The sequence below is a fragment of the Streptomyces sp. R35 genome (assembly GCF_041053035.1).
Classification (GTDB): Bacteria; Actinomycetota; Actinomycetes; order Streptomycetales; family Streptomycetaceae; genus Streptomyces; species Streptomyces lutosisoli.
Genome location: NZ_CP163440.1, coordinates 7,921,633 through 7,936,535 on the forward strand (window position 1 = coordinate 7,921,633; position 14,903 = coordinate 7,936,535).

Genomic DNA, 14,903 nt, shown 5'->3' on the forward strand with positions numbered 1-14,903 from the left:
ATCTCTCATCTGGGTAGAACCTACGGCAGGGGGTGGGGCTCCGACAGGCGGAAACGCGTCCCGTCATGCACCTCGCACACCTTCTTCACACGCTCTGACGACGGCCGCCCCACCACCGGAACCAAGCGGAATCCGCGGTGAGCGGCGGGCCCGGTTCCGGTGCTGGGGAGGGTGGGACGTCAGATGCGGGCGAAGGCCTGCTCGATGATGTCGAGGCCCTCGTTCAGGAGGTCCTCGCCGATGACCAGCGGGGGCAGGAAGCGGAGGACGTTGCCGTAGGTGCCACAGGTCAGGACCAGCAGGCCCTCCTGGTGGCAGGCCTTGGCGAGCGCGCCGGCGGCCTCGGCGTTCGGCTCCTTGGTGTCGCGGTCCTTGACCAGCTCGATCGCGATCATCGCGCCACGGCCGCGGACGTCGCCGATGATGTCGAACTTCTCGGCCATGGCACCGAGGCGGGCCTTCATGACCGTCTCGATGTTCTTCGCCTTGGCGTTGAGGTCGAGCTCCTTCATCGTCTCGATGGCGCCGAGCGCACCCGCGCAGGCCACCGGGTTGCCGCCGTAGGTGCCGCCCAGGCCGCCCGCGTGCGCGGCGTCCATGATCTCGGCGCGGCCGGTGACGGCGGCGAGCGGCAGACCGCCCGCGATGCCCTTGGCGGTGGTGATCAGGTCCGGGACGATGCCCTCGTCCTCGCAGGCGAACCACTGGCCGGTGCGGCAGAAGCCGGACTGGATCTCGTCCGCGACGAAGACGATGCCGTTGTCCTTGGCGAACTTGCTCATGGCCGGAAGGAAGCCCTTCGCGGGCTCGATGAAGCCGCCCTCACCGAGCAGCGGCTCGATGATGATCGCGGCGACGTTGTCCGCGCCGATCTGCTTGTTGATCATGTCGATGGCCTGGGCGGACGCCTCGGCACCGGCGTTCTCCGGGCCGGTCAGCCAGCGGTAGCCGTACGCCACCGGCACGCGGTAGACCTCGGGCGCGAACGGGCCGAAGCCGTTCTTGTACGGCATGTTCTTGGAGGTCAGCGCCATCGTCAGGTTCGTACGGCCGTGGTAGCCGTGGTCGAAGACGACGACGGCCTGGCGCTTGGTGTACGCACGGGCGATCTTGACGGCGTTCTCGACGGCCTCGGCGCCCGAGTTGAACAGGGCCGACTTCTTGGCGTGGTCACCCGGCGTGAGCTCGGCCAGCGCCTCGGCGACGGCGACGTAACCCTCGTACGGCGTGACCATGAAACAGGTGTGGGTGAAGTCCTGGAGCTGGGCGCTCGCCCGGCGTACGACGGCCTCGGCGGAGGCGCCGACGGACGTCACCGCGATGCCGGAGCCGAAGTCGATCAGGCGGTTGCCGTCGACGTCCTCGATGATGCCGCCGCCGGCGCGCGTGGTGAAGACGGGGAGCACCGAGCCCACACCGGCCGCCACCACGGCGGTACGGCGGGCCTGCAGCTCCTGCGACTTCGGGCCGGGGATGGCGGTGACGACGCGGCGCTCCTGCGGAAGTGCGGTCATGAGGGGCTCCCTGATGATCTGATCCTGCGCCCCGGACGGCCCCGGCGGACGGGGTGCTCCGGGCGGGGGTGTTTTCGGACGCTTGCCTTCTTTCTTCGCAGGCTAGGGCCGGAGGCGGGGGGTCGGCATGCTCCATGTGGGAGTCGTCGCGGAATTCGCTTGTCCGTGGTGGACATAGAGCGGCGGGAGCCCGGCGGTCGCGTATCGCCGCAGGCCCGGCCCGGTGAACGGTGAACTCGCCCTGCGGGGGCACTAGATTGGCCCACGGACGACGCACGGAGCGGCTGGTCAGGGGGCAAGGGCGATGGACAGCGACGGGACGCAGGACGCTCGGGGTACGCATGCCAATCCTGTGCCGCGTCCGGCGGGGCCACCGGACGTGCCGGGGCCGTCGGACAGGGCCCTGCCGCCGGGTGTGCCCACGGTGCCGGGCGCGCCGCCCCGGCCCGCGCGGGCACCTGGAGTGCCTCCGCTGCCGGACGGGTCTGCCTTTCTGGCGTGGGTGCGGGCTTCGCGGCCCGAGGCGGCGCTCGGGGTGTGGCGGTTCGGGCACCGGCCGCGGCCGGAGGAGGAGCCCGAGCAGATTCCGGCCCGGCAGCTGCTGAGCGGGGCGGTCATCGCCTTCCTGGTGGGGTGGCTGATCTGGTCGCTGCTCTGGAACGGGTATCTGGGCGGCTGGTGGGTGCTGCCGCTGGAGCTGTTCACGCCCGATTCCTGGCGGCACAGCGGCGACCAGGTCGGGAACGCGTTCCTTTGGTACGGCTACTACACGCTGATCGCCCTCGTCATCATGATCGGGGTCGGCCGGTTGGGCCGTTGGGGGGAAGTGTGGCGGCGTTATGGGCTGCCGGCCTGGCAGCGGGCCGCGCCCGTGAGCGAGCGCGCGCCCGCCCCCGAGGACGACCCCGCGCAGTGGAACGAGCTGCGCGCCGCCGGTGCGGGTGACGCCGCCGAACGGCTCGCCGTCGAGGCCCGCGCCGGGCTGATGCGCGATGTCGACCACGCCCGGATCGCGCGGGCCTGGCAGGGCGTACGGAGCGGGCGGCACAGTCTCGCCACGTTCACCGGAGCCGTCCTGAAGGACGGGGCCGCCGCCTGTGTGCATCCCTCGGGGGACCGGGACCTGCCCGGTCGGCTCGCGCGGCACGACCTCGTCACCGGACAGGTGCGGCTCGGGACGACCGCCGACGACCCGCGCAATCCGTACGCCTATCGCGGCACCGGACTCGCCCTCGGCCCCGACCTCCTGGGAACCTCGCTCCTCGCTGTCGGGCCTCCCGGCTCCGGCAAGACCGGCGGCGTCGTCTGGCCGCTCGCCGAGTCGCTGTGCCTGCACGCGCTCGCCGGGCGGGCCGCCGTCGTCGTGGTGGGTGCCGCGGGCGCCGGGCTCGGGCCCGTCGACGCGTACGACGTCGTCGTACGGATCGGGAATCCCGAATCCGTGTACGACCTCGACCTGTACGGCGGCACCACCGACCCCGACGAAGCCGCGGCCGTGCTCGCCGAGGCGCTCGTCGGAGACCTCGCCGATCCGCACCCCGGAGGCGACAGCCGCCGGTCGACCACCGTGCTCGCCCAGCTGCTGGGGCCCTTCAAGGCCGTCCACGGCCGCTTCCCGTCCGTGCCCGAGCTGCGGCAGCTCCTCGACGGCACACCCGGACCGCTCGGCGCGCTGCGCAAGGCCCTGGAGGACACCGGGCAGGAGTCGCTGCTACGGGAACTCGACGCACGGGAGCGGCAGTTGGGGCACCCCGGGGATGTCGGCAGCGTGCTGGCCGACCGGGTCGCCCTGCTCGACCGGCCCGCGTTCGCCGGATTCTTCGACACCTCCGGGCAGTCGCGGCCTTTCTCGCTGCGCGCCCTCGACCATCCGGTGCGCGTACGGATCGACCTGCCCGCGCGCGGGCACGCCGACGCCTCACGGATCCTCGCCCGGCTGGTGCTCGCGCAGTTCACGGCGAGTGTCGCCGTGCGGGAGGACCGGTCGCTGTTCGCCTGTCTGGTGCTCGACGACGCGACGGGGGTCGTCACACCCGAGGCCGTACGGGGGATTCAGCGGCTGCGCTCCGGGAACGCGGGGGCCGTGCTGACGCTCCGTACGCTCGACGACGCGCCCCGGCCGCTGCGCAGCCCGCTGCTCGGCTCCATCGGGTGCCGTATGGCGCTGTCCGGGCTCACCCCCTGGGACGGGCAGGACTTCGCCGAGGTCTGGGGCAAGGAGTGGACCGAGGCGCGGGACGTCACCGACCGGCAGATCATCGCGGAGACCCCGGCGGGCAAGGCGCTGCACGTGCTGCGACGGGTGATCACCGGCCGGGCTCCGACCGCCCGGGCCGTCACCGTGCGGCAGGTCGAGCGGGAGCGGTGGTCGGCGTCCGAGCTGGCGCACGGGGTCCCGCCGGGGCACGCGGTGCTGTCGCTGACCAATGTGAAGGGGGAGCACGCGCCGCCGTTGCTGGTGGATCTGCGGGGCTGAGCGGGACGTGACGTACGGGCCGGATGTACGGCGCTGAGCAGGACGTATGGGCATGAGGTCACCCGGTGACCGTACGGTGAGGCAGAATCGACACAGGTCGTTCATACGTCGCGGCCAAAAGATCACCAAGATCACACAGACATGAAGGCCTCATGCCCCCCACGCTCGCCTCGCTCGTCCACCACTCCGCGCTCAAGCTGACCGTGCGTGCGGGCGAGGACCGTCTGGACGTGCCCGTCCGCTGGGCGCACGTCAGCGAGCTCGCCGACCCCGTGCCCTACATGGAGGGCGGGGAGCTGCTGCTGATCACCGCGCTCAAGCTGGACGCGGAGGATCCCGAGGTCATGCGCCGCTATGTGAAGCGGCTGGTGGCAGCGGGGGTGGTCGGGCTCGGCTTCGCTGTCGGGGTCAACTACGACGAGATCCCGAAGGCGCTCGTCGACGCGGCGGAGGAGGAAGGGCTGCCCCTGCTGGAAGTGCCGCGGCGCACCCCCTTCATCGCCATCAGCAAGGCCGTCTCGGCCGCCATCGCCGCGGATCAGTACCGGGCCGTCACCGCAGGGTTCGCCGCGCAGCGCGAGCTCACCAAGCAGGCGCTGAACGACGGGCCCGAAGGGCTGCTCGCCTCGCTCGCCGGGCAGGTCGACGGGTGGGCGGCGCTGTACGACGCGTCCGGCGCCGTCGTCGCCACCGCGCCCGACTGGGCGGGGCGGCGGGCCGCACGGCTCACGCCGGATGTGGAACGGCTGCGGGAGCGGCCCGCGCCGGCCAGCTCCGTCGTGGGCGGCGAAGACCGCGAAGACCGGGTGGAACTGCACTCCCTCGGCACCGGGCGCCGGCCGCGCGCCGCGCTCGCCGTGGGGACGGCGGCCGCGCTGGGGACCGCCGAGCGGTACGCCGTGCACTCGGCGATCGCCCTGCTGACGCTCACCACGGAGCGGTCGCGGTCGTTGCACGCGGCCGAGCAGCGGATCGGTGCGGCTGTGCTGCGCATGCTGCTCGCCGGGGAGCCCGATCATGCCCGGACCGTCGCCGGGGAGCTGTACGGGGAACTGCTGGACGCTCCGTTCCGGCTGATCCTCGCCGAGTCGGCGTCCGCGTCGGCCGCGCGGGCGCATGCCGACGGGCACGCGCGCGTGGCCGCGACGGCACCCTCCGGTCCCGCCGTCGCCGTGCCCGACATCAACGGTGACCCGCTCGGCGGGCTCGCCGAGGTCGTCGAGTCCGCCGCCGCGCGCGCCGGTGAGTCCGTGCTGGTCGTGCCCGATGGGGAGCGGCTTGTCGTGCTCGCGGTGGACGGGGGTGCGGCGGTTTCCGCGTGCGGGGAGTACGCGGTGGCTCTGGAGGCCGCGCGGGCGGCCGTGCGGGAGCAGCCCGCCGGGGACGAGGACGAGCTGGTGGTGGGGCTGTCGGCGCCGGCCGGGCCGATCGCCGCGGCGGCGGCCTACAAGCAGGCCGAGCAGGCGTTGTCCGTGGCTCGGCGGCGGGGGCGGTTCCTTGTCGAGCATGAGGAGCTGGCCGCGGGGTCTGTGTTGCCGTTGCTGGCGGATGACGCTGTGCGGGCGTTTGCTGACGGGTTGCTGCGGGCGTTGCATGAGCATGACGCGACGGGGCGGGGGGACCTGGTGGCTTCGTTGCGGGCGTGGCTGTCCCGGCACGGTCAGTGGGATGCCGCCGCTGCCGATCTTGGTGTGCATCGGCACACGCTTCGGTATCGGATGCGGAGGGTCGAGGAGATCCTTGGGCGGTCGCTGGATGACCCGGACGTGCGGATGGAACTCTGGCTGGCGCTGAAGGCTACTTCCGCGGCGGGGGAGTAGGGGTTTCCTCGCCCCCGCCGCCCCTACCCGTCCCATCCTTCTGGGGCTCCGCCCCAGACCCCGTGGGTGGGTTCGTCGGCTGCGGGTGGGCGGGGGCTGGTCGCGCAGTTCCCCGCGCCCCTAAAGAAGCGGGGCTTCGCCCCGCCATCCCCCGCCCGCCCTGGTTCGTCGGCTGCGGGTGGGTGGGGGTTGCTCGCGCAGTTCCCCGCGCCCCTAAAAAGCGGGGGTCCGGGGGCGCAGCCCCCAGGGATGGGACGGGTAGGGGCGGCGGGGGCGAAGAGACCGGGGCTACCGTGCCAAAGCGGCGTACCCCCCGTACCGACTGCTACGACTCGGACAAACGCCTCACGGGCGCCGCGGGCCTACCGTTGAACAGGAAAACCACGAACAACACCCCCAACGCGGAAGGGCCGGGACTCGCACATGACTTCCACCCACGCTTTCTGGCTCGCCGGCCGCCAGGCCACCGGTGAGACCACGTTCGACGTCACCTCGCCGTGGGACGGTCGCCTCGTCGGCCAGGTCAGCGTGCCGACCGACGCGCAGGTCGAGGAGGCCGTGGCCGCCGCGTACGCCGTACGGGACGAGTTCGCCGCCACCCCGGCCCATGTCCGCGCCGCCGCCCTCGACCACGTGAGCAAGCGCCTGGCCGAGCGCACCGAAGAGATCGCGCAGCTCATCTCCGCCGAGAACGGCAAGCCGATCAAGTGGGCCCGCGGCGAGGTCGGCCGTGCGGTGTCCGTGTTCCGGTTCGCCGCGGAGGAAGCCCGCCGGTTCAACGGCGGCGAGGCGCAGCGCCTCGACACCGACCTCGGCGGCCAGGGGCGGCTCGCCCTCACCCGGCGGTTCCCGAAGGGTGTCGTCCTGGGCATCGCGCCGTTCAACTTCCCGCTGAACCTCTGCGCCCACAAGATCGCCCCGGCCATCGCCGCCGGTGCGCCGATCATCCTGAAGCCCGCGCCCGCGACCCCGCTGTCCGGCCTCATCATCGGCGACCTGCTCGCCGAGACCGAGCTGCCCGCCGGTTCGTGGAGCATCCTGCCCGTCGCCAACGAGCGGATGCCCGCCCTGGTGCAGGACGAGCGGCTGCCCGTCATCTCCTTCACCGGGTCCGAGAAGGTCGGTTACGCGATCATGGACTCGGTGCCGCGCAAGCACTGCACCCTGGAGCTGGGCGGCAACGGCGCGGCCGTCGTGCTCGCCGACTTCGCGAGCGACGAGGACCTGGACTGGGCCTCGACGCGCATCGCGACCTTCTCCAACTACCAGGGCGGCCAGTCCTGCATCTCCGTGCAGCGCGTGATCGCCGACGCCTCCGTCTACGAGCGCCTGCTGCCCCGTATCGTCGCCGCCGTCGAGGCCCAGGTCACCGGTGACCCGTCCGACGCCACGACGGACGTCGGCCCGCTGGTCAGCGAGGACGCCGCCAAGCGCGTCGAGTCGTGGGTCGACGAGGCCGTCCAGGCCGGTGCCGCGCTGCTCGCCGGCGGCAAGCGGGACGGTGCCTCCTACGCGCCGACCGTCCTCGCCGACGTGCCGGCCGACGTCACCGTCTCCTGCGAGGAGGTCTTCGGGCCCGTCCTCACCGTGCAGAAGGTGGACGGCGAGGCCGAGGCCTTCGCCGCCGTCAACTCCTCCAAGTACGGCCTCCAGGCGGGCGTGTTCACCCACGACCTCCAGGTCGCCTTCCGCGCCCACCGCGCGCTCGAGGTCGGCGGCGTCGTGGTCGGCGACGTGCCCTCCTACCGCGCCGACCAGATGCCGTACGGCGGTGTGAAGCAGTCCGGCGTCGGTCGCGAGGGCGTGAAGTTCGCGATGGACGACTACACCTACGAGCGGGTGCTGGTGCTCACGGGCCTCGCCCTCTGACCCCACTCCCACAGACCGACGGCCGGAGCCCACTGTGCGGGGGCTCCGGCCGTCGGCTTGTTCGAGTCTTCGAGTCTGTCCGAAAAGGCGCTATGGCTTGTGACAATCGTTTTCAGCTAAGGTCTCCCTGAAGGGGCCCGGCACCGATGCCTTCCGGTGCCGGGCCCCCGTGCCGGCCTCTCCGGACCCTCAACCGGAGAAGCCGACGTGCGCGAGCCGCAGCGGGCCGCGCAGCCTGAGGTGTACGTCGTGCACGGCGGCGACGGAGGCGATCTCCGCGCCGAGCGTGGTGTAGTCGTACGGTCCCTTCGTCCCGTTCAGGGTCAGCTCCGCGATCAACGGGCCACCGTCCAGGGAAAGTTCCACGACTCCCTCGCCGGCCGCCTCGACGGTGATCCCCGTGACGCCGTCGCCGAACTCGCAGTCCCGGAAGACGAGTTCGCCCGTCTCGCCGTCCACCGGCGTCACCGCGTCGCCCGACACCTTCGTACGGTCGACGATGACGATGTTCCGCTGCTCGTCGAAGTCGGCCGCGTTCAGGCCGCGTTCGCGGACGGGGCGGGGCGTGCCGGGCTCGCCGTCGAGTTCGACCGTCGCACGGAGCCGGACGTCCTCGCTGGAGGCGCCGGCGAGCACCTCGTACGCGCCCGGCTCCAGGCGGGGGCGGTCGAGTGCCACGTCCCAGAACTCGAAGGCGGAGAGCGGGAGCTCGAAGGTGAGTTCCGCCGAGGCGCCGGGGGCGAGGTGGACCCGGCGGTACGCCGCCAGTTCGCGGCGGGGGCGGGGCACGGACGGGTCGACCGCGCGGGTGTAGAGCTGGGCCACCTCGTCGGCTGCCGTCTCGCCGGTGTTGCTGACGGTGAAGGAGACCGCCAGCGCGCCCGCGCGCTGCTGGATGTGAAGATCTGCGTATGCGAACGACGTGTACGACAAGCCGTGTCCGAACGGGAACAGCGGCGTGCCCTCGAAGTACAGATACGTCTGGCGGCCCCCGATGACGTCGTAGTCGAGGAGGTCGGGCAGGTCCTCGTCGGCGGCGTACCAGGTCTGCGGGAGGCGGCCCGCGGGGGAGACGTCGCCGGCGAGGGCGCGGGCCAGGGCGGTGCCCGCCGCCTGGCCGCCGTGGGCGGTCCAGAGCGCGGCCGGGAGGTCGCCGGGATCCACCGCATACGGGTACGCGGAGACCAGCACCAGTGCCGTGTTCGGGTTCGCGTCGCGGGCGGCGCGCAGCAGGCGCTCCTGGTGTGCGGGGAGCCGGAGCGTGGTGCGGTCCTCCGTCTCGCGGCCGTTGATGTGCGGGTCGTTGCCCGCGACGACGAGGACGACATCGGCGGAGGCCGCCGCGCGGGCGACCGCGTCCTCCCCGCGCTCGGCGAACTCCAGCTCGAAGATTTCCGCGTTCTCGGCGGCAACCTTCACGCCGTCGGCGGCGACAGAGACGTACCTGCCCGTCCCTGCGTGCTTCAGGAGGTGACCGTTCTCGTGGGATTCGGAGGGTTCCAGGTGGAATGTCTCCTGGACGACCCAGCCGCCGGGCTGATCGGCGGAGGCACGGACATAGCCGTCGTCGGCGACCGAGAGATAGCGGCCGTCGGGCGCGCGCAGCGTCAGCACACCCTCGCCCCAGTCGATCAGTGCCAGTTCGGTGCCGGCCGCGTCGGCGGTCAGCGGGGGCAGGTCCGTGCGGCCCGCGAGAAGCGCCGGGTCCAGCGCGCCCTCGGCGCCGCGCACCTCGTCGGCCGCGTCGCCGACGGCGGGCACCGACAGATAGGTGCCGTACGACGTCCTCAGACGTACCCGGTCCACACCCTCCGCGAAGTCCACGCGCTCGGCGCCGAAGCGCTCGTACAGGCCCTCCAGGAGAGTCGAGCGGTGGATGAGCGTGCCGCTGTACCAGTCGAGCTTGCACTCGTCGGCGAGGAGACCGACGACGGCGATACGGGCGTCCTCGGAGAGCGGCAGCAGGCCGTCGTTCTTGAGGAGCACGATCGCCTGCTCCGCCGCCTCCTGGGCGAGGGTGCGGTGGGCCGGGGTGTCGAAGTCCTTGGCGGCCGTGATGTCCGCGTAGGGGTCCAGCTGCGGGTCGAACTCGCCCAGCTGGAAGCGGATCGCCAGTTGGCGGCGGACCGCCTCGTCGATGTCGGCCTCGCTCAGCAGTCCCTGGACCAGGGCGCCCTGGACGCGTTCGACGATCTTCGAGCTGTCCGTGCCGTGGTCGGTGAAGCTGTCGACGCCGGCGAGGATCGCGGCCGCGGTGGCCTCCTCGTGGGTGTCGAAGTAGTGCTCGGAGTCGACCAGGTTGGAGGGCGCGCCCGCGTCCGAGCAGACAAGGAGGTCCTGGTCGCTCCACGTACGCAGGTGCTCGCGCAGATAGGGCGAGACGTGGTTGGGGCGGCCGTTGACCAGGTTGTACGCGGGCATCACGCCGGCCACCGCGCCCGCCTCGACCGTTTCGCGGAAGGCGCGCAGATCGTACTCGTGCAGCACGCGCGGGCGGACCGAGGAGGACGAAGTGTCCCTGTTGGTCTCGTTGTTGTGCGCGAGCCAGTGCTTGAGGACCGGCGCCGTACGCCAGTACGCCGGGTGGTCGCCGCGCAGACCGCGCGTGTACGCGGTGGCGATGGCGGAGGTGAGCTTCGGGTCCTCCGAGTAGCCCTCCTCGTTGCGGCCCCAGAGCGGGTGGCGCAGCAGATTGACCGTGGGGGACCAGACGTTGAGGCCCACGCGGTCGTCGCGGGCGCGCATCGCGCGGGTCTCGGTCGAGACGGCCTCGCCGACACGGCGTACGAGGTCGTCGTTCCAGGTCGCGCCCAGGCCCACGGCCTGCGGGAAGACCGTTGCCGGGCCCATCCAGGCCACGCCGTGCAGCGCCTCCTGGCCGGTACGGAAGGCGGCGACGCCGAGCCGCTCGACGGCGGGCGCGAACTGGTGCAGGAACGCGATGCGCTCGTCGAGCGTGAGCCGTGCCAACAGGTCGTCGATGCGCTTCGCGAACGGCAGCCGCGCATCACGGAAAGGCGGCGTAGGCGGCGTTTGTGCGGTCACGTGGTGATCCCTTTGCGGTGGAGCGACGGGGCGCTTTCGAAGCGCTTCGATGCTCATTCGACCGAGGGGTGGGTGTCAAGACACCCCGGCGCAACAACTCCGTTTCCTCACCGTGATTTCAAGTGCCAGGCGGAGCCGCTCTGTTACGCGATACCTCCGAGGAATCTTGGAATCGACTCTTGTGCACCCCCGAGCGTTCACTTAACCTCGCAGCAACATCGAAGCGCTTCGACAGACGGACGGTCCTCCTCGGAGGGCGTCATCCTCCGACGACCGCTTCAGCTCAGCCAGTTCCACTCAAGACACCGCAGCCGACGGCTCCCCCGCCGGGTGTCCTGCTGTGCGCCATGAAGGGTTGACGCAATGACGCCGAACTCCGCCACCTCCGCTCCCAGCCGGAGAAGCTTCCTCGCCTCCACGGCGGTCGCCGCGGCCGCCGTGGCCGGCGGAATGCCGCTGCTCGCCGCCTGCGGCGGCGGGAACGACGGCAACAAGGAGGGCACCACCTCCGGGAAGGCTGCCCAGAAGATCCTTCCGACGTTCGTGGCGTCGAGCGTCGTGACGCCCGACCTTCCGTCGAAGAACGGGTCGGCGGCGGGGTTCACCCAGGCGATCGACCTGAACGCGCTGAAGACGTCCGTGCCGAAGAAGCTGGGCGGCGGCGCCGACCTCAAGATCATGTCGCCGTTCTGGGGCAGCCCGCCGGCCAACGACAACGCGTACTACACCGCCATGAACGACGCCATCGGCGTCAAGGTGACCTGGCAGAACCAGGACGGCAACACCTACGACGAGAAGCTGGGCGCGATCCTCGCCTCCAGCGACATCCCGGACGTGGTGGTCGTCCCGGGCTGGAACCTGAACGGCAAGATACCCAGCGCCATCAACGCCAAGTTCGCGGACCTCGGCCCCTACCTGTCCGGCGACAAGGTCAAGGACTACCCGAACCTCGCGGCCGTACCGACCGACGCCTGGCAGCGCTCCATCTTCGGCGGCCAGCTGCGCGCGATCCCGATGCCGGCCTCGTACGTCACGAACATCGCGCCCTTCTACCGCAAGGACATCTTCGCCAAGAAGGGCTACACCCTCCCCAAGACGCCCGACGAGTTCATCGCCTGGGCGAAGGAGGCCACCGACGCCAAGGCGAAGGTGTGGGCCTGCGACGACCTCAAGTGGACGGCCTTCAACATCTACGGCGTCCTCAACGGCAGCGACAAGGCGCTGTGGTGGGACCTGCGGGACGGCAAGCTGGTCAACCGCATCGAGACCGACGAGTACCTCGAAGCCCTGGAGTGGATGCGCAAGCTCTACGACGCCGACGTCGTCCACCCCGACGCCAAGGCCGTCAAGGGCGACGCGTCCAACCGCTTCACCGCCGGCCAGTCACTCGTCTTCAACGGCGACCTGTCCTACTGGTACGGCTCGACGGCCGAACAGCGCACCCAGAAGTCCGACTTCGAGATGGCCGCGTTCGACATCTTCGGCCCCGACGGCGGCGACCCCACGCTCTGGGCGACCCAGCCCGCCGGCATCTTCACCTTCGTCAGCAAGAAGGCGTCGAAGCAGCAGATCAAGGACTTCCTCGCGCTCGCCAACTACTGCGCCTCGCCGTACGGCACCAAGGAGTACATGCTCACGGTCTACGGCGTCGAGGGCACCGACTACACGCTGAAGAACGGCATGCCCACCAAGACCACCAAGGGCACCAACGAGGTCAACGGCGCCTACGACTACACCGGCGACCCGGCCGCCTACCTCGCCCACCCCGACCTGCCCGAGATCGCCAAGCTCCAGGTCGAGTGGCAGCAGCGCATGGGCGCCTTCACCAAGAAGTCCTCCTTCTACGGGCTCACCATCACCGAGCCCAACCGCTGGACCAACCTCGCCAACGACTTCGAGCAGCTGGAGGACGACATCGTCCGCGGCCGCAAGAAGATCAGCGACATGCAGCAGGCGGTGTCCGACTGGAAGAAGAAGGGCGGCGACGACCTGCGGGCCTGGTACAAGAAGCTGCTCGACGACAACGGCTCCACGGCCAAGTGACCCAGGGCTGAGGCAAGGAGAAGGCCGTGTCCCACAGCACGGTGCCTCGGAGCAGGGCCGAGGCGAAGACGAGTAAGAAGAGGTCGGGCGATTCGCCCGACGGGGCCGCCGCGAAGGCCGCCGGCAAGCGGGCCGGGAAGCGGGCCGGAAAGCTGAGCTTCCGGATCCGGTTCAGACGCGACCGCACCCTGATCCTGATGACGCTGCCGGCCATCGCGCTGATCCTCGTCTTCAATTACATACCGGTCCTCGGCAACGTCGTCGCCTTCCAGGACTACGACCCGTACCTGAGCGACAACGGTTTCGTCGCCATGTTCGAGAGTCCCTGGGTCGGCTTCGAGAACTTCCAGCGCATCTTCGAGGACTCGGCCTTCTGGCACGCGGTGCAGAACACCTTCGTGCTGTTCTTCCTCCAGCTCGTGCTGTACTTCCCGATCCCGATCCTGCTCGCGCTGCTCATCAACAGCGTGGTCAGGCCCCGGGTCCGGGCGGTCGCCCAGGCGATCATGTACCTCCCGCACTTCTTCTCCTGGGTCCTCGTCGTCACGGTCTTCCAGCAGATCTTCGGCGGCGCGGGCGTCATCGCGCAGACCCTGCGCCAACACGGGCACAAGGGCATCGACCTGATGACCGATCCAGGGATCTTCAAGTTCCTGGTGACGGCCGAGGGCGTCTGGAAGGACGCGGGCTGGGGCATCATCGTCTTCCTCGCGGCCCTGTCCTCCGTATCGAATGATCTGTACGAGGCCGCCGCCATGGACGGTGCCGGGCGCTGGCGGCGGATGTGGCACATCACGCTGCCCGCCCTGCGCCCGGTGATCGCCCTGCTGCTTGTCCTCCGTGTCGGGGACGCGCTGACGGTCGGCTTCGAGCAACTGCTGCTCCAGCGCGACTCGGTGGGCCCCGGAGCCTCCGAGGTCCTGGACACCTACGTCTGGTGGAACGGCATCCGTAACCAGGACTTCGGCTACGCCGCTGCCGCCGGACTCATCAAGGGCATCGTCGGCCTGGGGCTCGTGCTGACCGCCAACAAGGTCGCCCACCTCATGGGTGAGCAGGGGGTGTACAAGAAATGACCGCCGTCATCGACAAGCCCGCCAACAAGCCCGCCGACAGGCCGAGCCGCTGGGCGGCTCCGCCCCGCCCGCCCTGGGAGGAGGAGCCGTCGAAGCCCGGCCTCGCGGGCAAGGGCCTCGCCCTCACCCTGGCCGCCTTCGCGATCCTCTTCCCCCTGTGGATCGTCATCGTCACCAGCCTCCAGTCGAGGAAGACCATCGACGCGGCCGGCGGCCTGGTGGTGATCCCCAAGGGCATCACCTTCGTCGCCTACAAGGAACTGCTCAGCGGCGGCCAGGTCCAGCGCGCCGCGATGGTCAGCCTGGGGGTCACCCTGGTCGGCACGCTGTTCAGCATGGCGGTCTCGGTGCTGTGCGCGTACGGCCTGTCGCGGGTCGGATCGACCGGCCACCGCTGGTTCCTGATGCTGCTGCTCGCCACGATGTTCTTCGGCGCCGGTCTCATCCCGACCTATCTGCTGGTGCAGGCCCTGGGGCTGACCGACACCTATCTCGCGCTGATCCTTCCCAGCGCGGTGAGCGTCTTCAACATCCTGGTGCTGCGGTCGTTCTTCATGGGCATCTCGCCCGAACTCATCGACAGCGCCCGCATCGACGGCGCCGGCGACTGGCGCATCCTGTGGAAGATCGTGATGCCGCTCTCCCGCGCCGTGCTCGCGGTGATCTCCCTCTTCTACGCGGTCGGCTACTGGAGTGCCTGGTTCAACGCCTCCATCTACCTCACCGACCAGGACATGATGCCGCTGCAGAACGTCATGATCCAGCTGGTGCAGAAGCAGGAACGGCCGGTCGGTCTCGCCACGCAGATCAACACCGGGCAGCTGTCTCCGCTCGCCATCCAGATGGCCGTGATGGTGATGGCGCTGCTGCCGGTCGCGATCCTTTCGCCGTTCGTCCAGCGGCACTTCAAGAAGGGCATGCTCACCGGAGCCGTGAAGGGCTGACTGGCGTCAGCCGTCTGTCCTCCGGCCCGCTGCGGCCGCCTCTGCTCCGCCGCGGGCTCCTTCAGCTCCGCCGCGGTCGCCTTGCTCCTGATCAGCGGGTGGCCGCGGCGGCTCCG

General features: G+C 70.6%; 8 protein-coding genes. 6 read left to right on the forward strand and 2 right to left on the reverse strand.

Annotated elements, in window-relative coordinates:
* Positions 1-179 precede the first annotated feature (179 nt).
* Entirely contained in the window at positions 180-1,514 is a 1,335-nt protein-coding gene (gene gabT / locus AB5J50_RS35960; RefSeq protein WP_369262672.1) for a 4-aminobutyrate--2-oxoglutarate transaminase, read from the reverse strand.
* Positions 1,515-1,818: 304 nt separating this feature from the next.
* Between gabT and AB5J50_RS35965 the strand changes: the two genes are divergently transcribed.
* The 3 genes from AB5J50_RS35965 to AB5J50_RS35975 all read left to right on the forward strand — a co-directional run bounded on the left by AB5J50_RS35965 (position 1,819) and on the right by AB5J50_RS35975 (position 7,679).
* Positions 1,819-3,990, forward strand: a complete 2,172-nt coding sequence (locus AB5J50_RS35965; RefSeq protein WP_369262673.1) for an ATP-binding protein — start codon at positions 1,819-1,821, stop codon at positions 3,988-3,990.
* 152 nt (positions 3,991-4,142) lie between these two features.
* Positions 4,143-5,810 carry a PucR family transcriptional regulator gene (locus AB5J50_RS35970; RefSeq protein ID WP_369262674.1) on the forward strand — a complete coding sequence of 556 codons (1,668 nt, stop codon included), beginning with the start codon at positions 4,143-4,145 and terminating at the stop codon, positions 5,808-5,810.
* Positions 5,811-6,233: 423 nt separating this feature from the next.
* Positions 6,234-7,679: an aldehyde dehydrogenase family protein gene (locus AB5J50_RS35975; protein WP_369262675.1), complete on the forward strand. Its 1,446-nt coding sequence runs from the start codon at positions 6,234-6,236 to the stop codon at positions 7,677-7,679.
* 189 nt (positions 7,680-7,868) lie between these two features.
* Here AB5J50_RS35975 and AB5J50_RS35980 read toward each other — a convergent pair whose 3' ends face one another.
* A complete protein-coding gene (locus AB5J50_RS35980; RefSeq protein ID WP_369262676.1) occupies positions 7,869-10,724 on the reverse strand; it encodes a glycoside hydrolase family 3 C-terminal domain-containing protein in 2,856 nt (951 codons plus the stop codon).
* A 363-nt stretch (positions 10,725-11,087) separates the two neighbouring features.
* On the opposite strand from AB5J50_RS35980, the gene AB5J50_RS35985 reads away from it, so the two are divergent.
* Genes AB5J50_RS35985 through AB5J50_RS35995 form a run of 3 tightly spaced genes read left to right on the forward strand, consistent with a single transcriptional unit; the run spans position 11,088 to position 14,787 of the window.
* Positions 11,088-12,767 carry a Tat pathway signal sequence domain protein gene (locus AB5J50_RS35985; RefSeq protein WP_369262677.1) on the forward strand — a complete coding sequence of 560 codons (1,680 nt, stop codon included), beginning with the start codon at positions 11,088-11,090 and terminating at the stop codon, positions 12,765-12,767.
* Between the two features lie 26 nt (positions 12,768-12,793).
* On the forward strand, positions 12,794-13,843 hold the full coding sequence (locus AB5J50_RS35990) for an ABC transporter permease (RefSeq protein ID WP_369262678.1): 1,050 nt from the start codon (positions 12,794-12,796) through the stop codon (positions 13,841-13,843).
* A complete protein-coding gene (locus tag AB5J50_RS35995; protein WP_369262679.1) occupies positions 13,840-14,787 on the forward strand; it encodes a carbohydrate ABC transporter permease in 948 nt (315 codons plus the stop codon). Before AB5J50_RS35990 ends, AB5J50_RS35995 begins: the two co-directional genes overlap by 4 nt.
* The last annotated feature ends 116 nt before the right edge of the window (positions 14,788-14,903 follow it).